Source organism: Streptomyces sp. NPDC101181 (genome assembly GCF_044767975.1).
GTDB lineage: Bacteria > Actinomycetota > Actinomycetes > Streptomycetales > Streptomycetaceae > Streptomyces.
Map to the genome: position 1 here is coordinate 241,503 of NZ_JBIWOX010000008.1, position 21,479 is coordinate 262,981.

Consider the following 21,479-nt stretch of genomic DNA (forward strand, 5'->3'; position numbering starts at 1 on the left):
GCGCTACTGTCGCGCCTGCAATGACGCGAGATAGGCGTTGTACGCCGCCAGCTCCTTGTCGCCGTCGCGGTCGGCGGCCCGGTCCGAGCGCCGGGCGGCGCGCTGCTCGGAGTGGTACCACTGGTAGACCAGTGCGATCAGCACCAGCACGGAGGGGATCTCGCTGAACGCCCACGCGATGCCGCCCGCCCAGTTCTGGTCGCTCAGCGCGTCGATGCCCAGCGAGGCGGGCGGGTTCTCGTAGGTCTTCACCATCGGCGTCGACGCCATCATCAGCGCGATCCCGAAGAACGCGTGGAACGGCATCCCGGCGAACAGCTCCAGCATCCGCATCACGTAGCCGGGGCGGTGCGGGCCCGGGTCGACGCCCATGATCGGCCAGAAGAACACCAGGCCGACGGCGAGGAAGTGGACCATCATGCCGATGTGGCCGGGCCTGGAACCCATCAGGAAGTCGAAGAGCGGCGTGAAGTACAGCGCGTAGAGGCTGGCGATGAAGACCGGGATCGTGAACGCCGGATGCGTGACGATCTTGATGTAGCGGCTGTGCAGCAGCTTCAGCAGCAGCTCGCGCGGGCCGGTCCGGCCCCGTCCCGCCGGGGGCAGCGCCCGCAGCGCCAGCGTCACCGGGGCGCCGAGCAGGAGCAGGATCGGCGACAGCATGCTGATCACCATGTGCTGCACCATGTGCACGCTGAACATGACCATGCCGTAGTCGTTCAGCTTGGTGCACATCACCAGCGCGATGCTCAGCACGCCCACGGTGAAGAACACGATCCGGTTCACCGGCCAGCCGTCCCCGCGCCGGCGCAGCCGTGCCACGCCCCAGCCGTACAGGGCGAGCGCCAGAAGACAGCCGGTCAGGAAGAACGGCTCGACGGAGAGCTCCAGCCCCCGTCCCAGCGTGAACGGCGGCAGATCCATGTTCATGCCGTGCCCGCTGTGATCCATCTGCTCACTCCCGCTGGGGACAGCTCCCCGTTTCGTGCCAGGTTGTCCGGTACAGCGTAGAACTGCCCCCGGCCGCGCTCACGGCCGGGGGCAGCTCTCGGGGACCGGGTGGCTCAGAGCACGCACTCCGCCTCGGCGTACCGCTCGGCGGGCACCGTCTTCAGCGTCCGCACCGCCTCCGCGAGGGGCACCATGGTGATCTCGGTGCCGCGCAGCGCGGTCAGCATCCCGAACTCGCCCCGGTGCGCCGCCTCCACCGCGTGCCAGCCGAACCGGGTCGCGAGGACCCGGTCGTACGCGGTGGGGGTGCCGCCGCGCTGGACGTGGCCGAGGATGACCGGGCGGGCCTCCTTGCCGAGCCGGTGCTCCAGCTCGCCCGAGAGCTGCGTGGCGACACCGGCGAACCGCTCGTGGCCGTAGATGTCCTTGACGCCCTGCTCGAACTGCATCGAACCCGCACGGGGCTTGGCGCCCTCGGCGACCACCACGATGGCGAACTTCTTGCCCGCCGAGAACCGCTTGCCGACCAGCTCGGTCAGCTCGTCGATGTCGAAGGGGCGCTCGGGCACCACGATGGCGTGGGCACCGGCGGCCATCCCGGAGTGGAGTGCGATCCAGCCGGTGTGCCGCCCCATCACCTCCACGATCAGCACCCGCTGGTGCGATTCGGCGGTGGTCTTCAGCCGGTCCAGCGCCTCGGTGGCTACGCCGACGGCGGTGTCGAAGCCGAAGGTGACGTCGGTGGATGCGATGTCGTTGTCGATGGTCTTCGGGACACCGACGATGGGCAGCCCGGCCTCGGAGAGGAGGTGGGCCGCCTTCAGCGTGCCCTCGCCGCCGATCGGGATGATCGCGTCCAGACCGAGGTCCGCGACATGGCCGCGGGCGCGCTCCACACCGTCGCGCAGATGCGCGGGCTGGACACGGGAGGAGCCGAGGATCGTGCCGCCGCGGGCCAGGATGCCGGCCACCGCGTCGAGGTCGAGCTTGCGGTAGTCGGCCTCCAGCAGGCCCTTCCAGCCGTCGTGGAAGCCGATGACCTCGTCGCCGTGGTCCACTGCCGCGCGGTGCACGACGGAGCGGATGACGGCGTTGAGGCCGGGGCAGTCGCCGCCGGAAGTGAGTACGCCAATGCGCATGGCCCGAAAACCTTTGCAATGTGAGGTCGACGGCCGGACCCCGTCGTCCGGCTGGATCCCCGCCACCCTACCGGCGCGGGGTGGCGGGACCGAACCGGACGTCCGCCTGCTGGACTGCGCTCAACCGAGCGGGAATTGTCTCATCAGGCGGGCTGCGTCGCCGCCGCGATCCGTTCCGTGCGCAGCGCCTCGTACCAGCGGTCGTCGGTGGGAGGCAGCGCGTTCACGTCGAGCGCCAGCTTCAGCAGGTGGTCGGCGATCTGCGGATTGCGCGCCAGCACCGGACCGTGCATGTACGTCCCGAAGACCGTGTCGTTGAACGCGCCCTCGGTGCCGTCCCCGGTGCCGTTGCCGTTGCCGAACCGCACCCGGGCCAACGGCCGTGCCGTCGGGCCGAGATGGGTGACGCCCTGGTGGTTCTCGAACCCGGTCAGCGGCTCCAGGCCGAGCTGCGGGTCGATGTCGCCCAGTACGTCGCCCACGCACCGCGCACCCTCGCCGCGGGTCGAGATCACGTCGAGCAGACCGAGGCCCGGCTCGCGCTGCCCGAGGTCGTTGATGAACTCGTGGCCGAGGATCTGGTAACCCGCGCAGACCGAGAAGATGATCGCGCCGTTGGACGCGGCGCGGGACAGCCCGCCGTCACGGCGCAGCCGCTCCGCCGCGAGGCGCTGCGGCCGGTCCTCGCCGCCGCCGATCAGGTAGATGTCGCCGGATGTCGGCACCGGCTGGTCGCTGCGCACGTCGACGCGCTGCACGTCCAGCCCGCGCTGCCGGGCCCGCCGCTCCACGACCAGGGCGTTGCCCTGGTCGCCGTAGGTGCTGAGCAGGTCGGGGTAGACCCAGACCAGACGCAGACCGTTGTTGCTCATGCTTCGTCCTCTCCGGAGGTGGCCGTGGCCGGGGTCAGTTGCCGACACGACGGCGCAGATCCTGGAAGGCGGTGTAGTTGGCGATGACCTCGATGCGGCCGGGCGGGGCGTACTGCACGGCCTCGTCGAGGTTCTCGCAGACCCGGAAGTCGAGACCGGCCACTTCGAGGCGGACCGCGAGGTCCAGCTTGCGGTCGCCGAGCACGAGGATCGGGTGACCGGCCAGCTGGGTGTAGTCCACGTCCCACAGCCAGGAGGTGTCCGTGCCGTCCGCGCCGCGGGCGTTGACCGAGAGGACCACCGGGGTCGGCGGCGGGTCGATCAGCGAGAACGTCTCCAGCCAGCCCGCCGGGTTCTTCGCCAGCAGCAGCCGCAGCTCACGGTTGTTGAAGCCCACCACGTCGTAGCGTCCGGCGACCGCCTGCACCTGGTACATGCGCTCCAGCGCGACCTGCGGCGGCACACCGAAGACGGCGGCCACGGCGGCCGAGCTGGTGGCGTTCGCCTTGTTGGCGCGGCCCGGCAGCTGGAGGTGGATCGGCCAGGCCGAACCGTGCGGGTCCAGGACGTAGTCGCCGTTGAGCGCCCAGCTCGGGGCGGGGCGGCGGAAGCCGCACTGCCCGCAGAACCAGTCGTCGCCGGGGCGCTGCATCACGCCGCCGCAGGACGGGCAGGACCAGGCGTCGTCCTTCCACGCCTGACCGGCCGCCACCCACACCACGTTGGGCGAGGAGGAGGCCGCCCAGACGACCAGCGGGTCGTCCGCGTTGGCGATGACCACGGCCTTCGAGCCGGACAGGCCCTCGCGCCAGTGCTCGGCCATCATCCGGGTCTCGGCCGCGCGGTCCAGCTGGTCGCGGGAGAGGTTGAGCAGCGCGATCGCCTTGGGGGTGGTGTCGCGGGCGACCCCGGCCAGGTACTTCTCGTCCACCTCGATCACGCCGAACTTCGCGTCCGAGCCGCCGGCCAGCGCCGAGGTGATGCCCGCCGGCATGTTCGCGCCGAGCGCGTTGGAGACCACGGGCCCCGCGGCCCGCAGCGCCTCGGCGATCAGCCGGGTGGTGGTCGTCTTGCCGTTCGTCGCCGACACGAGGATCACGTCCAGGTGCTGCGCCAGCCGCCCCAGCAGGTCGGGGTCGAGTTTGAGCGCCACCCGGCCGCCGATCACCGATCCGCTGCCCCGCCCCGCGGCGCGTGACACCGCCGCCGCGGCCTTGCCCGCCGTCACGGCCAGTTTGGCCCGCGGCGACAACGGCTCCGTGTTGCCTGCCATCGTCCTAGATCCTCCTTGCATCGGTCCGCGCCCAGCCTATCGATGTCCGGCGCGGCGGCCGCACCGCGGCACCACGGGAACTGCCGGGTCCGGCGGAACGTACGCTTGCCCGCATGCGAAACCGCCCGATCCCCGGCAGTTCCGGACGCGTCCGTACGATGACGCTGCTCGGCGATCCGTTGCTCCACCGGGCCTGCGACGAGGTCACCGACTTCGGCCCGGCGCTGGCGGAGCTGGTCGAGGACATGTTCGCCACGATGTACGCCGCGCGGGGTGTCGGGCTCGCCGCCAACCAGATCGGCGTCCCGCTGAGGGTGTTCGTCTACGACTGTCCGGACGACGACGATGTCCGCCATCTGGGACACGTGGTCAATCCCGAACTGGTCGAGGCGGACGGAGTCACCGTACGCGGACCGGAGGGCTGTCTGTCGCTGCCGGGCCTGGAAGCGGGCACCGAACGCTTCGACCACGCGGTCGTCGAGGGGCTGACCCTGACCGGCGAACCGGTGCGGATCGCGGGCACCGGGTGGTTCGCCCGGTGCCTCCAGCACGAGTGCGACCACCTCGGGGGCCGGGTCTACACCGATCGGCTGACCGGGCTGCGACGCACCCGGGCGCTGCGCGCGGCCCGCCGGGCGCCGTGGGCCCGGCGGGAGGGTCAGGGCACCCCGAAGGTCCCGTGAACCGGCGGCGGCCGGGTGAGGGCGGACCCTAGAACCCCGGGCCGCCGTGGCCGTCGCGGTCGCCCACCTCCGCGAGCCGCCCCCACAGCAGGTCGGCGAGGCTGCGCACCAGTTGCTCGCGGGAGCAGGGCCGGTCGCCGAGCCACCAGTCGCCCGCCGCGTGCATCATGCCCACGATGCCGTGCCCCCAGATGCGGGCCGTCTGTGCGTCGTCCGGGCCGAGGTCCACCCGCTCGGCGATCACCTGGCCCAGCTCCTCGCCCAGGCGGCGCAGCAGCGGGGCGGAGTGCCGGCCGACGTCGAAGCCCTGCTCCGGGACGGGGGCGGCGTCGGAGCCGTCGGCCGATCCGTCGGAGGGGTGCATCAGGAAGCGGTAGACCTGGGGGCGGGCCTCGATCGCCGCGAGATAGGTGTCGAGCGTGGCCTCCACCCGCGCGCGGCGCTCCGCGGGGGCGTCGAGGGCCGCCCGCAGGGCGCTGAGGAGTGCGTCGGTGTGGCGCTTGGCCAGCGCGCGGTAGAGACCGCCCTTGTCCCCGAAGTGCCGGTAGAGGATCGGTTTGGTGATCCCGGCCTCGGCGGCGATCGCGTTCATCGAGGCCTGCGGGCCGTCCCTGAGCACCACCCGGTCCGCGGCTTCGAGCAACTCGCGGCGTCGGCGCTCGGCCGTACTCCGCTGTCGCTCCGCGCCTCGTGCGGTCTCCATGTCGTTTCTCCCACCCCTGGCCGCGCGATGCCGTCGCACCGCTCCTGCACGCCTGGCAACGTAACACCCCGCCGGACGGGGAGGCCGGGCGTCACCGGGGCTGTTGACAGTTGCTACTTGCCGGTAACACACTGGTGTTACCGCAAGTAACGCACGGGTTTTCGCCGCAGTGCCTGGAGGGGAAACATGGCCGAGTTCACGCTTGACCTCAATGACGACCAGAAGCAGGTCCGCGACTGGCTCCACGGCTTCGCGGCGGATGTCATCCGCCCCGCCGCCGCGGAATGGGACGAGCGTGAGGAGACGCCCTGGCCCGTCATCCAGGAGGCGGCCAAGGTCGGCATCTACTCCCTGGACTTCTACGCCCAGCAGTTCTTCGACCCTACGGGGCTGGGCATCCCCGTGGCTATGGAAGAGCTGTTCTGGGGCGACGCCGGAATCGCGCTGTCGATCGTCGGTACGGGCCTGGCGGCCGTCGGCGTCCTCGCCAACGGCACCGAGGAGCAGATCGGCACCTGGATCCCGCAGATGTACGGCGACGCCGACGACGTGAAGGTGGCCGCCTTCTGCTCATCGGAGCCCGACGCCGGATCCGACGTCGCCGCCATGCGCACCCGGGCCGTCTACGACGAGGCCAAGGACGAGTGGGTGCTCAACGGGACCAAGACCTGGGCGACCAACGGCGGCATAGCCGGCGTCCACGTGGTCGTCGCCGTCGTCGACCCCGGTCTCGGCTCCAAGGGCCACGCCTCCTTCATCGTGCCGCCCGGCACCCCCGGCCTCTCCCAGGGCCAGAAGTTCAAGAAGCACGGCATCCGCGCCTCGCACACCGCCGAGGTGGTCCTGGAGGACGTCCGCGTCCCCGGCCACTGCCTCCTCGGCGGCAAGGAGAAGCTCGACGAGCGCCTCGCCCGCGCCCGGGAGCGCGCCAAGGCGGGCGGCGAGCGGGTCAAGAACGCCGCGATGGCGACCTTCGAGGCATCCCGCCCGGCCGTCGGCGCGATGGCCGTGGGCACCGCCCGCGCCGCCTACGAGGTCGCCCTGGACTACGCGAAGACCCGCAGCCAGTTCGGCCGCCCGATCATCGACAACCAGGGCATCGCCTTCCAGCTCGCCGACATGCGCACCCGTATCGACGCCGCCCGGCTGCTGGTCTGGCGCGCCTCCTGGATGGCCACCACAGGCAAGCCGTTCACCTCGGCCGAGGGCTCCATGTCGAAGCTGTACGCGAGCGAGACCGCCCGGGACGTCACCGCGCAGGCCGTCCAGATCCTCGGCGGCAACGGCTTCACCCGGGAGTATCCCGTCGAGCGCATGCACCGCGACGCGGCCATCTACACCATCTTCGAGGGCACCAGCGAGATCCAGCGCCTGGTCATCGCCCGCACCCTGTCGGGCATGCCGATCCGCTAGCGGAGACGGGGGAGGGGGCCGTCACCGACGGCCCCCTCCCCGCCGCGCGGCTCAGCCCGGCAGCTGCGCCTCGATCGCCGTGACGACCTCCGCCGCCTCCGGCTCGGTGCGCGGGCGGATCCGGGCCACCGGCTCACCGGCGGGCGAGATCACGAACTTCTCGAAGTTCCACTGGACGTCCCCGGCCTCGCCGTCCGCGTCCGCCACCTTCGTCAGCTCCGCGTACAGCGGGTGCCGGTCCGCCCCGTTGACGTCCACCTTCTCCAGCAGCGGGAAGCTGACCCCGTACGTCGTCGAGCAGAAGGTCTGGATCTCCTCCGCGCTGCCCGGCTCCTGACCCGCGAACTGGTTGCACGGCACGCCGAGCACGGTCAGCCCCCGGTCCCCGTACGTCTGCTGCAACCGCTCCAGCCCCTCGTACTGCGGGGTGAGCCCGCACTTGGAGGCCACGTTCACCAGCAGGACGGCCCGGCCGCTGTACGCGCCCAGCGTCGTCGGCTCGCCCGCAAGGGTGCGCAGCGGAATGTCGTGCAGCGTCATGAATCTCTCCTTGTTGCCTGTTGCCTGTTGCCCGTGTTCCGGCGTGTGACCATCGTGCCGCCCGCCGCTCACGGTGCGGCGAGCTGCTTGTAGTAGAAGGTGGTCGGCCGGAGACTGCCCGAGGGGTCCGCCGCGTATCCCGGCACCGAGCCGACCCGCGTCCAGCCCGCCTTGCAGTAGACCTGCTCCGCGAGGCTGCCGGACTCCGTGTCCAGGATCAGCAGCGTGATGCCCTCGCTCGCCGCGTACGCCTCCACCGCGTCCAGCAGCGTCCGCCCGACGCCCCGGCCCCGGGCGGAGGAGCGGACCATCAGCTTGGCGACCTCCGCGCGGTGCCGGGCGTTCGGCAGCGGCGCGCGGACCAGCGCGATCGTCCCCAGCACCCGGGCGCCCTCGCGGGCGATCCAGGTGTCGATCCGCCCCGCTCCGGTGTCCCCGGCCCGCTCCCGCCACCAGTCGGCGGCCGTCTCCCGGTCCAACGGGGCCAGGAAACCCACCGACGACCCCTCCTCGACGGTCTCCACCAGCAGCTCGGCCATCTCGTCGGCGTAGGTGACCAGTTCGGGAGCGGAGACATGGACGATCTCGGTCATGGGCGACGGGGTCCTTTCGAGCGGAACGGTCACGGGTCGGGGGAGGCGCGGACACCGGCCAGGGTGGATCATGGACCCCTGCGCTGTCCGCGATGAGGAAGGATCTTGCCGTGCGGTCTCCCGAACCCTTCCCCGAACCGCTGCCCGCAGTCGATCAGGAGGGGCATTCCGGTGACGCGGCCGACCGCGTCGTCCGCTGCCGCCTCTGCGGCCGCCCGCTCACCGGCACCGACTCGCGCCGCACCGGCCTCGGCCCGACCTGCGACGCCAAGCTGCACCCCGCGCCGCCGGACATCCGCACCCGCCGCCACGAGGTGGAACAGGACCCGCTGCCGGGCACCTGAGACCTACGGCCGCTCCAGCCGCCGGAACAGACCCTCCTGCACCACCGACACCAGCAGCTGACCCGAACGGTCGTAGATCCGGCCGCGCGCCAGCCCCCGGCCGCCCGTCGCGATCGGCGACTCCTGGTCGTACAGGAACCACTCGTCCGCCCGGAACGGCCGGTGGAACCACATCGCGTGGTCCAGGGACGCCATGTCGAAGCCGCGCGGCCCCCACAGCGGCTCCACCGGGATCCGCACCGCGTCCAGCAGCGTCATGTCGCTCGCGTACGTCAGCGCGCAGGTGTGCACCAGCGGGTCGTCGCCCAGCGGGCCCACCGCGCGCATCCACACCGCGCTGCGCGGATCGGCCTCCCTGATCTCCTCGCTCGTCCAGCGCAGCCGGTCCGCGTACCGGATGTCGAAGGGCTGGCGCCGGGCCATCCGCTCCAGCGCCTCGGGCAGCGCGCCCAGGTGCTCACGCACCTCCTCCGCGACCGTCGGCAGCTCCTCCGGGTCCGGGACGATCCGGGCGGGCGGCAGCTGGTGCTCGAAGCCCGCCTCCTCGGGGCGGTGGAAGGACGCCGTCAGGTTGAAGATCGTCCGGCCCTCCTGGACGGCCGTGACCCGGCGGGTGGTGAAGGAGCGGCCGTCGCGCACCCGCTCCACCTGGTAGACGATCGGCACCCCGGGGTGGCCCGGCCGCAGGAAGTAGGCGTGCAGCGAGTGCACCGGCCGCTCCCCGTCGGTGGTCCGGCCCGCCGCGACCAGTGCCTGGCCCGCCACCTGCCCGCCGAAGACCCGTTGCAGGGACTCCTCGGGGCTGCGGCCCCGGAAGATGTTGACCTCGATGCGCTCCAGATCGAGAAGGTCGACCAGGTGCTCGGCCGGATTCGTCATGCCGTGTCTCTCCGCTCCAGTGCCAGGGGGTTGTTCACAGCTGGCCGACCTCGGTGACCCGGACGACCGCCCGGCCCTCCTCGTCGGAGGCGGCCAGGTCCACCTCGGCCCGGATGCCCCAGTCATGGTCGCCCGCCGGGTCGGCGAACGCCTGCCAGACCCGCCACAGACCGTGCGCCGGGTCCTCGTCGATCTTCAGCAGCTTCGGGCCGCGCGCGTCGGGGCCGGTGCCGATCTCCTCGTGGGCGTCCCAGTACGCGTCCAGCGCCTCGCCCCACGCGTCCTCGTCCCACCCGGCCTCGCCGTCCAGCTCGCCCAGGTCACCGGCCCGGTCCAGCGCGGCCAGCTCCACCCGGCGGAACATCGCGTTGCGCACCAGCACCCGGAAGGCGCGGGCGTTCGCGGTGACCGGCTTGACCTCGTCGGCCTTCTCCTGGGCCTCCTCGGCGGTCTCCACCTCCGGGTTGGCCAGCTGCTCCCACTCGTCCAGCAGACTGGAGTCCACCTGCCGCACCATCTCACCCAGCCAGGAGATCAGGTCCAGGAGGTCCTCGGACTTCAGGTCGTCCGGGACCGTGTGCTCCAGCGCCTTGTACGCGCTCGCCAGATACCGCAGCACGATGCCCTCGGTGCGGGCCAGCTCGTAGTGCGAGGTGAACTCCGTGAACGTCATGGCCCGCTCGAACATGTCCCGGATCACCGACTTCGGCGACACCGGGTGGTCGCTCACCCACGGGTGGCTCCGGCGGTACACGTCGTAGGCGTGCCACAGCAGCTCGCTCAGCGGCTTGGGGTAGGTGACCTCCTGGAGCCGCTCCATCCGCTCCTCGTACTCGACCCCGTCCGCCTTCATCTGCCCCACGGCCTCGCCGCGCGCCTTGTTCTGCTGGGCCGCCAGGATCTGCCGGGGGTCGTCCAGCGTCGACTCCACGACCGAGACCATGTCCAGCGCGTACGACGGGGACTCGGCGTCCAGCAGGTCGAACGCGGCCAGCGCGAACGTGGAGAGCGGCTGGTTGAGCGCGAAGTCCTGCTGGAGGTCGACCGTCAGCCGGACGATCCGGCCCTCGGCGTCCGGCGTCTCAAGCCGCTCCACCACCCCGCCGTCCAGCAGCGAGCGGTAGATGGCGATGGCCCGGCGGATGTGCCGCAGCTGCGCCCGGCGCGGCTCGTGGTTGTCCTCCAGCAGACTCCGCATCGCCTCGAAGGCGTTGCCGGGGCGGGCGATCACCGCGAGCAGCATCGTGTGGGTGACCCGGAAACGGGAGGTGAGCGGCTCCGGCTCGGACTGGATCAGCTTGTCGAACGTCGTCTCCGACCAGGCGACGAAGCCCTCGGGGGCCTTCTTGCGGACCACCTTGCGCTTCTTCTTCGGGTCGTCGCCCGCCTTCTTCAGCGCCTTCTCGTTCTCGATGACGTGCTCGGGGGCCTGCGCCACGACGAACCCGGCCGTGTCGAACCCGGCCCGCCCCGCGCGCCCCGCGATCTGGTGGAACTCCCGCGCGCGCAGGGTCCGCACCCGGGTCCCGTCGTACTTGGTGAGCGCGGTGAACAGCACCGTGCGGATCGGCACGTTGACGCCGACGCCGAGCGTGTCCGTCCCGCAGATCACCTTCAGCAGGCCCGCCTGCGCCAGCTTCTCCACCAGACGGCGGTACTTGGGCAGCATCCCCGCGTGGTGCACCCCGATCCCGTGGCGTACGTAACGGGAGAGGTTCTGGCCGAACTTGGTGGTGAAGCGGAAGCTGCCGATCAGATCGGCGATCTTCTCCTTCTCCTCCTTCGTGCACATGTTGATGCTCATCAGCGACTGCGCCCGCTCCACGGCCGCCGCCTGCGTGAAGTGCACGATGTAGACCGGCGACTGCCGGGTGTCCAGCAGTTCGGTCAGCGTCTCGGTGATCGGCGTGAAGCGGTACTCGTAGCTCAGCGGCACCGGGCGGGTCGCCGAGCGCACCACGGAGGTCGGGCGGCCCGTGCGGCGGGTCAGGTCCTTCTCGAACATCGAGACGTCGCCGAGCGTCGCGGACATCAGCACGAACTGCGCCTGCGGCAGCTCCAGGATCGGGATCTGCCAGGCCCACCCCCGGTCCGGTTCGGCGTAGAAGTGGAACTCGTCCATCACGACCTGGCCGATGTCGGCGTACTTCCCGTCGCGCAGCGCGATCGAGGCCAGGACCTCGGCCGTGCAGCAGATCACCGGGGCGTCCGCGTTGACCGAGGCGTCACCGGTGAGCATCCCGACGTTCTCGGTGCCGAAGAGCTTGCACAGGTCGAAGAACTTCTCCGAGACCAGCGCCTTGATCGGAGCGGTGTAGAAGGTGACCTTGTCCTGGGCCAGCGCGGTGAAGTGCGCGCCCGCCGCCACCAGGCTCTTGCCCGACCCGGTCGGGGTGGACAGGATCACGTTCGCCCCGGAGACCACCTCGATCAGCGCCTCCTCCTGTGCCGGGTACATCGTGATGCCCTGGCTCTCGGTCCATGACGAGAAGGCCTCGAAGAGGGCGTCCGGGTCGGCGGTCTGCGGCAGCTGGTCGATGAGGGTCACGCCCCCATCTTGCCTGCCGTGCGACCGGATCAGGGAACCGGCCGACGCGACCAAGATCATGGGCGATACGCTGCGCTCTCAACCAGCCCGCGCCGCACCGGCGATGGGCCCGTGACGCACTGGGGGCTGAGGCGACCATGATGGGACCGGCACACTCGCTGTCAGGGGCGGCGGCCTGGCTGGGGGTGGGCGCGGCGGCCGCCGCCACGGGGTACACGATGCCCTGGCCCGTCCTGGTCGTCGGGGCGCTGATCAGCGCCGGAGCCGCGCTCGCCCCCGACCTCGACCACAAGGCCGCGACCATCTCGCGCGCCTTCGGCCCCGTCTCCAAGGCGCTCTGCGAGATCACCGACAAGCTCTCGTACGCCGTCTACAAGGCCACCAGGAGCACGGCCGACCCCCGCCGCACCGGCGGCCACCGCACCCTCACCCACACCTGGTTCTTCGCCGTCCTGATGGGGGCGGCCTGCTCCTTCGCCGCCGTCTCCGGCGGACGCTGGGCGGTCCTGGCGATCCTCTTCGTCCACCTGGTGCTCGCCGTCGAGGGGCTGCTGTGGCGGGCCGCCCGGGTCTCCAGCGACGTCCTCGTCTGGCTGCTGGGGGCGACCAGCGCCTGGATCCTGGCCGGAGTCCTGGACCAGCCGGGCCACGGCGCCGACTGGCTCTTCGACGCCCCGGGGCAGGAGTACATGTGGCTCGGCCTGCCCATCGTGCTGGGAGCGCTGGTCCACGACATCGGCGACGCCCTGACCGTCTCGGGCTGCCCGATCCTGTGGCCGCTCCCGATCGCCGGCAAGCGGTGGTATCCGCTCGGCCCCCCGAAGTTCATGCGCTTCCGGGCCGGGAGCTGGGTGGAGAACAAGATCCTGATGCCCGTGTTCATGCTGGCCGGGGGAGTGGGCGGGGCGGCCGCGCTCAACTACATATGACCCGGCGCGAGCGCCGCCCCGGGCCCCGGCGGGCGACGCGCCCGCAACCCCGCCGGCGGGCGGTGCGCCCCGGCGCGTAGCACCATGGCCGCATGCTGCTCGCCGAGCTCGCCCAGGTCTCCCTGGAAGTCGCCGCCACCTCCGCCCGCTCCAGGAAGGTGGCGCTCCTCGCCGGTCTCTTCCAGGACGCCGGACCCGAGGACGTGCCCGTGGTCATCCCCTACCTCGCCGGACGGCTGCCCCAGGGCCGCATCGGGGTGGGGTGGCGGTCCTTCGGCGACCCGGTGGAGCCCGCGTCCGAACCCACCCTCACCGTCACCGGCGTCGATGCCGGACTGACCGCCCTCGCCGCCGTCTCCGGCCCCGGCTCCCAGGCCCGGCGCAAGGAGCACCTGCGCGCCCTGTTCGCCGCCGCCACCGAGGACGAGCAGCGGTTCCTGCGGGCCCTGCTCACCGGCGAGGTCCGGCAGGGCGCCCTGGACGCGCTCGCCGCCGACGCCCTGGCCCAGGCCGCACAGGCCCCGCCCGCCGACGTCCGGCGGGCCGTGATGCTCGCCGGGTCGCTCCAGGAGGTGGCCACGGTCCTCCTCGCGGACGGACCCCCGGCGCTCGCCGCCTTCCGGCTGACCGTGGGGCGGCCCGTCCAGCCGATGCTCGCGCAGACCGCCGCCTCGGTCGGCGAGGCCGTCGACCGGCTGGGGCCCTGCGCGGTGGAGGAGAAGCTGGACGGCGTGCGGGTGCAGGTGCACCGGGACGGCGACCGGGTCCGCGCCTACACCCGGACCCTCGACGACATCACCGACCGGCTGCCCGAACTAGTCGCCGCCGTCGCCGCGCTCCCGGCGGACCGCTTCATCCTGGACGGCGAGGTCATCGCCCTGGGGGAGGACGGCAGGCCGCGCCCCTTCCAGGAGACCGCCTCCCGGGTGGGCTCCCGGCGGGACGTGGCCGGTGCCGCGGCGCACGTGCCCGTCGTCCCGGTCTTCTTCGACGCCCTCTCGGTGGACGGCGAGGACCTGCTCGACCTGCCCTTCGCCGAACGTCACAGCGCCCTCGCCCGGCTGGTCCCCGAACACCTGCGGGTCCGGCGCGTCCTCGTCCCCGACCCGGCGGACCCGGGGGCCCGCGAGGCCGCCGGAACGTTCCTCGCCGACACCCTGGAGCGCGGCCACGAAGGCGTCGTCGTCAAGGACCTGGCCGCCGCCTACAGCGCGGGGCGGCGGGGCGCGTCCTGGCTCAAGGTGAAGCCCGTGCACACCCTGGACCTGGTGGTGCTGGCCGTCGAGTGGGGCAGCGGCCGGCGCACGGGCAAGCTCTCCAACCTGCACCTGGGCGCCCGCCGCCCCGACGGTACGTTCGCGATGCTCGGCAAGACCTTCAAGGGGCTCACCGACGCCCTGCTGGAGTGGCAGACCGAGAAGCTGGGCGCCCTGGCCACCGGCGACGACGGGCACGTCGTGACCGTACGCCCGGAACTCGTCGTCGAGATCGCCTACGACGGACTCCAGCGCTCCACCCGCTACCCCGCCGGGGTGACCCTCCGCTTCGCCCGCGTCCTGCGCTACCGCGAGGACAAGAGGGCCGAGGAGGCCGACACCGTGGAGACCGTGCTGTCCCGGCAGCGCTGAGCGCGCCCCACCGGGCCGGCGGGGCGCGCTCAGCGGACGGCGGTCAGTGCTGGATGACCGCCGACTCGGTGTACTTCCTGACCTGCTCGGGCGTCAGATAGCCGTCCGTGTACTCGAAGTCCCGCAGCGTCGCCGGCTTGCGGGACTGGAACCCGGTCCGGACGAAGTCGTCCCCGGCGACCGCGTTCAGCAGCCAGTTCGTCATGACCCGGGTCTTGGCGACGTTCGTCCGCAGCGCCGACCAGTGGTAGCCGCGCGCCACCGCCTGCGCGGGCGCCCCGCGCAGCTCGACGCCCAGCGGCTTGGACACCGCGTCCCGGCCGCCCAGGTCCACGACCAGACCCAGGTCCCGGTGGACGTAGTCCTTCAGCGGCTGCGCCCGCAGCGAGGCGATCAGGTTGTCCGCCATCACCCGCCCCTGGCGCATCGCGTGCTGGGCGGTCGGCGGGCAGACCGCCCCGTCGCCCTTCGCCAGATCGGGCACCGCCGCCGCGTCTCCGAGCGAGAACACCCCGTCCGCGCCGGGCAGCCGCAGCTGCGGCGTCACGGCGAGCCGTCCGCGTACCGTCTCCGCGCCGAGCGTGGCGATCAGCGGGCTCGCCGCGACCCCCGCGGTCCAGATCAGCGTCCGGCAGGGCAGCACCCGCCCGTCGGTGAACGTGACCTCCTCCGCGTCGGCCTTGGCGATCGAGACCCCGAGCGACACCTCGATGTTCCGCTTGCGGAGCACCTCCAGGGCGGCCTGCCCCAGCTTGTCGCCCAGCTCCGGCATCAGCTTGGGAGCGATGTCGATCAGGTGCCACTTGATCAGCTTCGGGTCCAGCCGCGGATAGTGCTTCACCGCGTTGGTGGTGAGCCGCTCCAGACAGGCGGCGGTCTCCGTGCCCGCGTATCCGCCGCCGACCACCACGAACCGCAGCCGGGAGGCCCGCTCGGCCTCGTCCCGGCTGGCGTCCGCCAGATCCAGCTGCGCGATGACGTGGTCCCGGACGTACGCGGCCTCGGCCAGTGTCTTCATCCCGCGCGCGTGGTCCAGCAGCCCGGGGATGTCGAAGGTCCGGGTGACGCTGCCCGCCGCCAGCACGATGAAGTCGTAGGGCTCGTTCACGATCTCGTCCGTGATCTTCCTGATCACGCAGACCTTCGCCTTCGTGTCCACGCCGATCGCCCCGCCCGGCACGATCCGGGTCCGGTGACGGCGGCTGCGGCGCAGCGACACCGCGACCGACTGGGGCGTCAGCACCCCGGAGGCCACCTGGGGGAGCAGCGGCAGGTAGAGCTGGTACGAGAACGGTGTGACGAGCGTGATCTGAGCCTCGCCCGGAGCCAGCCTGCGCTCCAGGCGCCGTACGCATTCGACGCCTGCGAAACCGGCGCCGACAACGAGAATCCTGGGTGGTGCCACGGTCTGCGTCCCTTCTCGGGCTTGCGTGGTTCTGCGCTCGCCTGCCCCGTATCCCGGGTGATTCACCCCTCATCCTCACCGGACGTCTCGTCATCCGCCTCCCGGCGGGGGTGAAACGGGGCCCGCCCACCGGGCGCGCGGCGGCCCGAAGCTCCCGGCGGCGCCCTGCGGATCGGCCTGCCCGCACGGCCCGTTGGGGCCGGGACCACCCGTTCCGCCCCGTGCGAGGATGCTGCCGTGACCCCACCGTCCTCACCGCCCGTGGCGGACCTCCCCGCTCCCGGCCGCGGCCTGGGCCCCCGCGCCGCGGCGGTCCTCGTCTTCGCGTCCTCCGCCGCGGTCCTCGTCGTCGAGATCGTCGCGCTGCGGCTGCTCGCCCCCTACCTCGGCCTCACGCTGGAGACCAGCACCCTGGTCATCGGCATCGCCCTCTCCGCGATCGCCCTCGGCTCCTGGCTCGGCGGGCGGCTCGCCGACCAGGTCGACCCGCACCCGCTGATCAGCCCCGCGCTCGGCGTCTCCGGTGTCGTCGTCGCGCTCACCCCGCTGCTGCTGCGCACCACCGCGGAGTGGGCCCCGCCGCTGCTCCTGCTGGTCGCGGCGGCGACGCTCCTGGTGCCCGGCGCCCTGCTCTCCGCGGTGACCCCGCTGGTGACGAAGCTGCGGCTGACCAGCCTCGCGGAGACCGGGACGGTCGTGGGACGCCTGTCGGGGGTCGGGACCTTCGGCGCCATCGTCGGCACCGTCCTCACCGGGTTCGTCCTCGTCTCGCGGCTGCCGGTGAGCGCCATCCTGATCGGCCTGGGGGTGCTGCTCGTGATCGGCGCGGCGCTCGCCGGATGGCAGGCGCGCCGGTGGCGGCGGGCCTCCGCGGTGGCGCTGGCCACCGTCGTCGTTGGCTCCCTCGCCACCGCGTTCGCCCCGGGCGGCTGCGACGCGGAGACCCGCTACCACTGCGCCCGGATCGTCGCGGACCCCGACCGGGCGAGCGGCCGCACCCTGGTCCTGGACGGTCTGCGCCACTCCTACGTCGACGTCGAGGACCCCACGTACCTCCGGTTCGGGTACATCCGCGCCCTCGCGGCCGTGGTCGACACCGCCTTCCCCACCGGCACGCCACTGGCCGCGCACCACCTCGGGGGCGGCGGCCTCACCTTCCCCCGCTACCTCGCGAGCACCCGCCCCGGCACCCGCAGCCTCGTCTCCGAGATCGACGGCGGGGTCGTCCGCATCGACCGCGAACGGCTCGCCCTGGGGGAGACCACCGGGATCGAGGTACGCGTCGAGGACGGACGGCTGGGCCTGAAGCGGCAGGCCGCCGACAGCCGTGATCTCGTCGTCGGCGACGCCTTCGGCGGCGTCAGCGTGCCCTGGCACCTCACCACCTCCGAGGCGCTCAGGGACGTACGCCGGGTGCTCAAGGACGACGGGGTGTACGCCGCCAACCTCATCGACCACGGCCCGCTGGCCTTCGCCCGCGCCCAGGCCGCCACCCTCGCCTCCGTCTTCGAGCACGTCGCCCTCGTCGGCAGGCCCGGGGACATCGGCCTGGACCCCGCCGCGGGCGTCGAGGGCGGCAACCTCGTGGTGGTCGCCTCCGACCGGCCGCTCGACGCCCCCGCGGTCCAGGCTGCCCTGGACACCCGGGAGACCGACTGGCGGATCGCCACCGGCGCGGCCGTCGCCGCCTGGACCGGCGACGCCCAAGTGCTCACCGACGACTACGCCCCCGTCGACCAGCTCCTCCAGCCGCACCGCACCCGCACGGTCAGCTGACCCGGCCCGCGGCGGACCCGCGGCGGACCCGCGCGGGACCGCGCCCCGCTCAGCCGTGCCAGGACCGCCACAGCGACGCGTACGCGCCGTCCGCCGCGACCAGTTCGTCATGGCTGCCCAGCTCGCTGATCCGGCCGTCCTCCACCACCGCGATCACATCGGCGTCGTGCGCGGTGTGCAGCCGGTGCGCGATCGCGATCACCGTCCGGCCCTCCAGGACCCGGGCCAGTGAGCGTTCCAGATGACGGGCCGCCCGCGGGTCCAGCAGGGAGGTCGCCTCGTCCAGCACCAGCGTGTGCGGATCGGCCAGCACCAGCCGGGCCAGGGCGATCTGCTGGGCCTGCGCCGGGGTCAGCGCGAAGCCGCCCGACCCGACCTCGGTGTCCAGCCCCTCCGCCAGGGCCCGCGCCCAGCCGTCCGCGTCGACGGCGGCCAGCGCCACCCACAGCTTCGCGTCCCCCGCCCCCTCCCGCGCGAGGCGCAGATTGTCCCGGAGCGACCCGACGAAGACATGGTGCTCCTGGTTGACCAGCGCCACCTGCTCCCGGACCCGCTCCGCCGTCATCCGCGACAGCTCCGCCCCGCCGAGCGTCACCTCACCCGTGCGCGGGGCGTAGATCCCCGCCAGCAGCCGCCCCAGCGTCGACTTGCCCGCGCCGGACGGGCCGACCAGGGCGAGCCGGGTGCCCGGCGCCACGTCGAGCGACACCCGGTGCAGCACGTCGACGCCCTCGCGGTAGCCGAAGCGGACGTCGTCCGCCCGTACCGTCCGGCCGTCCGGGTCCACCCCGGCCTCGCCCGCGTCCGGCTCGATCTCCCGGACGCCGACCAGCCGGGCCAGCGACACCTGGGCCACCTGCAACTCGTCGTACCAGCGCAGGATCAGCCCGATCGGGTCGACCATCATCTGCGCCAGCAGCGCCCCCGTCGTCAGCTGCCCGACCGTCAGCCACCCCTCCAGCACGAACCAGCCGCCGAGCAGCAGGACCGCGCCGAGGATCGTCACGTACGTCGCGTTGACGACCGGGAACAGCACCGAGCGCAGGAACAGCGTGTACCGCTCCCACGCCGTCCACTCCTTGATCCGCCGGTCCGACAGCGCCACCCGGCGGCCACCGAGGCGGTGCGCCTCCACGGTCCGCCCGGCGTCCACGGTCTCCGCGAGCACCGCGGCGACGGCCGCGTAACCGGCGGCCTCCGAGCGGTACCCCGAGGGGGCCCGGCGGAAGTACCAGCGGCAGCCCACGACCAGCACCGGCAGCGCGATCAGCACGGCCGCCGCCAGCGGGGGAGCGGTCACCGTGAGCGCGCCGAGCAGCAGTCCCGCCCAGACGACGCCGATCGCCAGCTGCGGCACGGCCTCGCGCATCGCGTTCGCCAGCCGGTCGATGTCCGTGGTGATCCGCGACAGCAGGTCACCGGTCCCGGCCCGCTCCAGAACGCCCGGCGGCAGCCCCACCGACCGTACGAGGAAGTCCTCGCGCAGGTCGGCGAGCATCTCCTCGCCCAGCATCGCCCCCCGCAGCCGCATGGAGCGGGTGAACACCGTCTGCACCACCAGCGCGAGCGCGAAGACCGCGACCGTGCGCTCCAGATGCAGGTCGCTCACCCCGGCGGACAGGTCCTCCACCAGGGCGCCCAGCAGATACGGCCCGGTGATCGACGCGATCACCGCCACCGCGTTGACCGCGATCAGGACGGTGAACGCTCCGCGGTGGCGCCGCAGCAGACCCCGTACGTAACTCCGTACGGTCGTCGGCGTGCCCACGGGCAGCGTGGTGGCCGACTCCGGGGCCGCGGGGTCGTACGCCGGAGGTGCGACGCCGATCATGCCCTCTCCTCGACTTCCTGGACGGTGACTTCCTGGGCGTCCTTCATGGCGGGGACGCCTCCGAGGCCGTTCGCGGCGGCCGCCTCCTCGTCGGTCTCCCGGGTGACGACCGCCCGGTAGCGGGGTTCGGCGCGCAGCAGGTCGCGGTGGTTCCCGACGGCCACGACGCTGCCCTCGTGGACAAGGACCACCCGGTCGGCGGCGTCCAGCAGCAGCGGCGACGAGGCGAAGGCGACCGTCGTACGGCCCCGGCGCAGCCGCGCGATCCCGGCGGCGACCCGTGCCTCGGTGTGCGAGTCGACCGCGGAGGTCGGCTCGTCCAGCACCAGCACCGGTGGGTCGGTGACCAGCGACCGGGCCAGTGCCAGGCGTTGGCGCTGGCCGCCGGAGAGGGACCGGCCGCGCTCGGTGATCCGGGTCCGCGCCGGGTCGCCGTCGTCGTCGGGGGAGGCCTGCGCCAGGGCGCTCAGCACGTCCTCGCACTGGGCGGCCTCCAACGCGGCCGCGGCGGTGACCAGTCCGGACGACGGGACGTCCAGCAGCTCCCCGAGGGTGCCGGAGAGCAGCACCGGGTCCTTGTCCTGGACCAGCACCGCGGTCCGGGCGGCGTCCAGCGGGAGCTCGTCCAGGGCCACCCCGCCGAGCAGCACCGAGGGGGCCGCCGGGGTCTCCGGCTCCGCGTCGCCGTTCTGGGCCTGGCCGTTCGCCTGGCCGTTCTGGGTCTGGCCGGTCCGCGCCTGACCGTTCCGCTCGTTCCCGGTTCGCGCGGGGCCGGTCCGGGTGTCCTCGGTCTGGGCGTGGCCGCCGAGCCGCTCGGCCAGCCGTCCCGCCTCGTCCGGGTCGCCGCAGACGACGGCGGTGAACCGGCCGGCCGGGGCCATCAGCCCGGTAGCCGGGTCGTACAGATCGCCGGACGGTGCCACGCCCTCGACGGTGGCCTCCCGCGCGGCGCGGCGCAGCGACAGCACCCGGACCGCGCGCTGCGCGGACGGCCGGGAGAAGGAGTACGCCATCGCGATCTCCTCGAAGTGACGCAGCGGGAACAGCATCAGGGTGGCCGCGCTGTAGACCGTGACCAGCTGGCCGACGTCGACGCGGCCGTCCCGGGCGAGCGTCGCCCCGTACCAGACCAGCGAGATCAGCAGGATGCCCGGCAGCAGCACCTGCACCGCCGAGATCAGCGCCCACATCCGGGCCGAACGGACCGCGGCCCGGCGGACCTCCTGGGAGGCGCGGCGGTAGCGGCCGAGGAACAGGCTCTCGCCGCCGATGCCGCGCAGCACCCGCAGTCCGGCCACCGTGTCCGAGGCCAGCTCGGTGGCCTTTCCGGCCTTGTCGCGCTGCTCGTCCGCGCGCCGGGTGGCGGGCGGCAGCAGCGGCAGGACGGCCAGGGCCAGCACCGGCACGGCCAGGGCCACCAGCACACCGAGGGAGGGGAGGTAGAGGACCAGACCCACACAGACGATCACGAGCGCGGCGGTCGCGGCGACGAAGCGGGACAGCGCCTCGACGAACCAGCCGATCTTCTCCACGTCGCCCGTCGAGACGGCGACGACCTCACCGGCCGCGACCCGGCGCGTCAGCGCCGCGCCCAGCTCGGCGGTCTTGCGGGCGAGCAGCTGCTGCACCCGGGCCGCCGCGGTGATCCAGTTGGTCACGGCGGCGCGGTGGAGCATGGTGTCGCCGACGGCGATGACCACGCCGAGCGCCACGATCAGCGCGCCCACCAGGGCGAGGCGGCCGCCGGAGCGGTCGACGACGGCCTGCACGGCCAGCCCCACGGCGAGCGGAAGTCCGGCGATGCCCAGCTGGTGCAGCAGCCCCCAGGAGAGCGACGTGAGCTGTCCGGCGAGCTGGTTGCGCCCGAGCCAGAGCAGGAAGCGGGGACCGGAGCGGACATCGGGGTCGCCGGGATCCGAGTACGGAAGGTCGCGAATCTGCATGACGTCCCAGGGCTGGTGAACGGGGCTGA

Annotated in this window: 18 protein-coding genes; 6 read left to right on the plus strand and 12 right to left on the minus strand. The window is 72.8% G+C overall.

Annotated features, from left to right (window positions below):
- Window positions 1-3 precede the first annotated feature (3 nt).
- The 4 genes from ACIRRU_RS15085 to ACIRRU_RS15100 all read right to left on the minus strand — a co-directional run bounded on the left by ACIRRU_RS15085 (window position 4) and on the right by ACIRRU_RS15100 (window position 4,235).
- A complete protein-coding gene (locus tag ACIRRU_RS15085) occupies window positions 4-951 on the minus strand; it encodes a cytochrome c oxidase assembly protein (RefSeq protein ID WP_363202288.1) in 948 nt (315 codons plus the stop codon).
- Between the two features lie 113 nt (window positions 952-1,064).
- Window positions 1,065-2,090, minus strand: coding sequence for a 6-phosphofructokinase (locus ACIRRU_RS15090; protein WP_363202289.1), 1,026 nt, complete (start codon window positions 2,088-2,090; stop codon window positions 1,065-1,067).
- 143 nt (window positions 2,091-2,233) lie between these two features.
- Window positions 2,234-2,962, minus strand: coding sequence for a type 1 glutamine amidotransferase (locus tag ACIRRU_RS15095; protein WP_403680127.1), 729 nt, complete (start codon window positions 2,960-2,962; stop codon window positions 2,234-2,236).
- A gap of 34 nt (window positions 2,963-2,996) precedes the next feature.
- Window positions 2,997-4,235 carry a MurT ligase domain-containing protein gene (locus tag ACIRRU_RS15100; protein WP_403680130.1) on the minus strand — a complete coding sequence of 413 codons (1,239 nt, stop codon included), beginning with the start codon at window positions 4,233-4,235 and terminating at the stop codon, window positions 2,997-2,999.
- Window positions 4,236-4,348: 113 nt separating this feature from the next.
- Between ACIRRU_RS15100 and def the strand changes: the two genes are divergently transcribed.
- Window positions 4,349-4,918 carry a peptide deformylase gene (def, locus tag ACIRRU_RS15105; protein ID WP_403680132.1) on the plus strand — a complete coding sequence of 190 codons (570 nt, stop codon included), beginning with the start codon at window positions 4,349-4,351 and terminating at the stop codon, window positions 4,916-4,918.
- Window positions 4,919-4,946: 28 nt separating this feature from the next.
- Here def and ACIRRU_RS15110 read toward each other — a convergent pair whose 3' ends face one another.
- Window positions 4,947-5,621, minus strand: a complete 675-nt coding sequence (locus tag ACIRRU_RS15110) for a TetR family transcriptional regulator (RefSeq protein WP_403680135.1) — start codon at window positions 5,619-5,621, stop codon at window positions 4,947-4,949.
- Between the two features lie 186 nt (window positions 5,622-5,807).
- Between ACIRRU_RS15110 and ACIRRU_RS15115 the strand changes: the two genes are divergently transcribed.
- Window positions 5,808-7,034, plus strand: a complete 1,227-nt coding sequence (locus ACIRRU_RS15115) for an acyl-CoA dehydrogenase family protein (protein ID WP_363202294.1) — start codon at window positions 5,808-5,810, stop codon at window positions 7,032-7,034.
- A gap of 51 nt (window positions 7,035-7,085) precedes the next feature.
- On the opposite strand, the gene ACIRRU_RS15120 is transcribed toward ACIRRU_RS15115, so the two are convergent.
- Both ACIRRU_RS15120 and ACIRRU_RS15125 read right to left on the minus strand, forming a co-directional pair.
- Entirely contained in the window at window positions 7,086-7,574 is a 489-nt protein-coding gene (locus tag ACIRRU_RS15120; RefSeq protein ID WP_403680138.1) for a glutathione peroxidase, read from the minus strand.
- A 68-nt stretch (window positions 7,575-7,642) separates the two neighbouring features.
- Window positions 7,643-8,167, minus strand: a complete 525-nt coding sequence (locus ACIRRU_RS15125; RefSeq protein WP_403680141.1) for a GNAT family N-acetyltransferase — start codon at window positions 8,165-8,167, stop codon at window positions 7,643-7,645.
- A 110-nt stretch (window positions 8,168-8,277) separates the two neighbouring features.
- Here ACIRRU_RS15125 and ACIRRU_RS15130 point away from each other — a divergent pair, with 110 nt between their 5' ends.
- Window positions 8,278-8,511 (plus strand): DUF6011 domain-containing protein, encoded by a 234-nt coding sequence (locus ACIRRU_RS15130; RefSeq protein ID WP_363202297.1) that lies wholly within the window; start codon window positions 8,278-8,280, stop codon window positions 8,509-8,511.
- 3 nt (window positions 8,512-8,514) lie between these two features.
- On the opposite strand, the gene ACIRRU_RS15135 is transcribed toward ACIRRU_RS15130, so the two are convergent.
- Together ACIRRU_RS15135 and ACIRRU_RS15140 are read right to left on the minus strand one after the other, a co-directional pair.
- A complete protein-coding gene (locus tag ACIRRU_RS15135) occupies window positions 8,515-9,390 on the minus strand; it encodes an acyl-CoA thioesterase II (RefSeq protein ID WP_363202298.1) in 876 nt (291 codons plus the stop codon).
- Between the two features lie 34 nt (window positions 9,391-9,424).
- On the minus strand, window positions 9,425-11,998 hold the full coding sequence (locus ACIRRU_RS15140) for a DEAD/DEAH box helicase (protein ID WP_403680144.1): 2,574 nt from the start codon (window positions 11,996-11,998) through the stop codon (window positions 9,425-9,427).
- 77 nt (window positions 11,999-12,075) lie between these two features.
- On the opposite strand from ACIRRU_RS15140, the gene ACIRRU_RS15145 reads away from it, so the two are divergent.
- Together ACIRRU_RS15145 and ACIRRU_RS15150 are read left to right on the plus strand one after the other, a co-directional pair.
- The gene (locus ACIRRU_RS15145; RefSeq protein WP_403680146.1) at window positions 12,076-12,867 is read left to right on the plus strand and encodes a metal-dependent hydrolase; all 792 of its coding nucleotides are present in this window, start codon (window positions 12,076-12,078) and stop codon (window positions 12,865-12,867) included.
- Window positions 12,868-12,959: 92 nt separating this feature from the next.
- Window positions 12,960-14,495 (plus strand): ATP-dependent DNA ligase, encoded by a 1,536-nt coding sequence (locus ACIRRU_RS15150; protein WP_403680149.1) that lies wholly within the window; start codon window positions 12,960-12,962, stop codon window positions 14,493-14,495.
- Window positions 14,496-14,538: 43 nt separating this feature from the next.
- Here ACIRRU_RS15150 and ACIRRU_RS15155 read toward each other — a convergent pair whose 3' ends face one another.
- The gene (locus tag ACIRRU_RS15155) at window positions 14,539-15,900 is read right to left on the minus strand and encodes an NAD(P)/FAD-dependent oxidoreductase (protein WP_403680152.1); all 1,362 of its coding nucleotides are present in this window, start codon (window positions 15,898-15,900) and stop codon (window positions 14,539-14,541) included.
- 237 nt (window positions 15,901-16,137) lie between these two features.
- On the opposite strand from ACIRRU_RS15155, the gene ACIRRU_RS15160 reads away from it, so the two are divergent.
- Window positions 16,138-17,676: a fused MFS/spermidine synthase gene (locus ACIRRU_RS15160; RefSeq protein ID WP_403680155.1), complete on the plus strand. Its 1,539-nt coding sequence runs from the start codon at window positions 16,138-16,140 to the stop codon at window positions 17,674-17,676.
- 49 nt (window positions 17,677-17,725) lie between these two features.
- Here the strand turns inward: ACIRRU_RS15160 and ACIRRU_RS15165 are convergent, their stop codons facing one another.
- Entirely contained in the window at window positions 17,726-19,507 is a 1,782-nt protein-coding gene (locus tag ACIRRU_RS15165; protein ID WP_403680158.1) for an ABC transporter ATP-binding protein, read from the minus strand.
- Window positions 19,504-21,450: an ABC transporter transmembrane domain-containing protein gene (locus ACIRRU_RS15170; RefSeq protein WP_403680161.1), complete on the minus strand. Its 1,947-nt coding sequence runs from the start codon at window positions 21,448-21,450 to the stop codon at window positions 19,504-19,506. Before ACIRRU_RS15170 ends, ACIRRU_RS15165 begins: the two co-directional genes overlap by 4 nt.
- Between the last annotated feature and the right edge of the window lie 29 nt (window positions 21,451-21,479).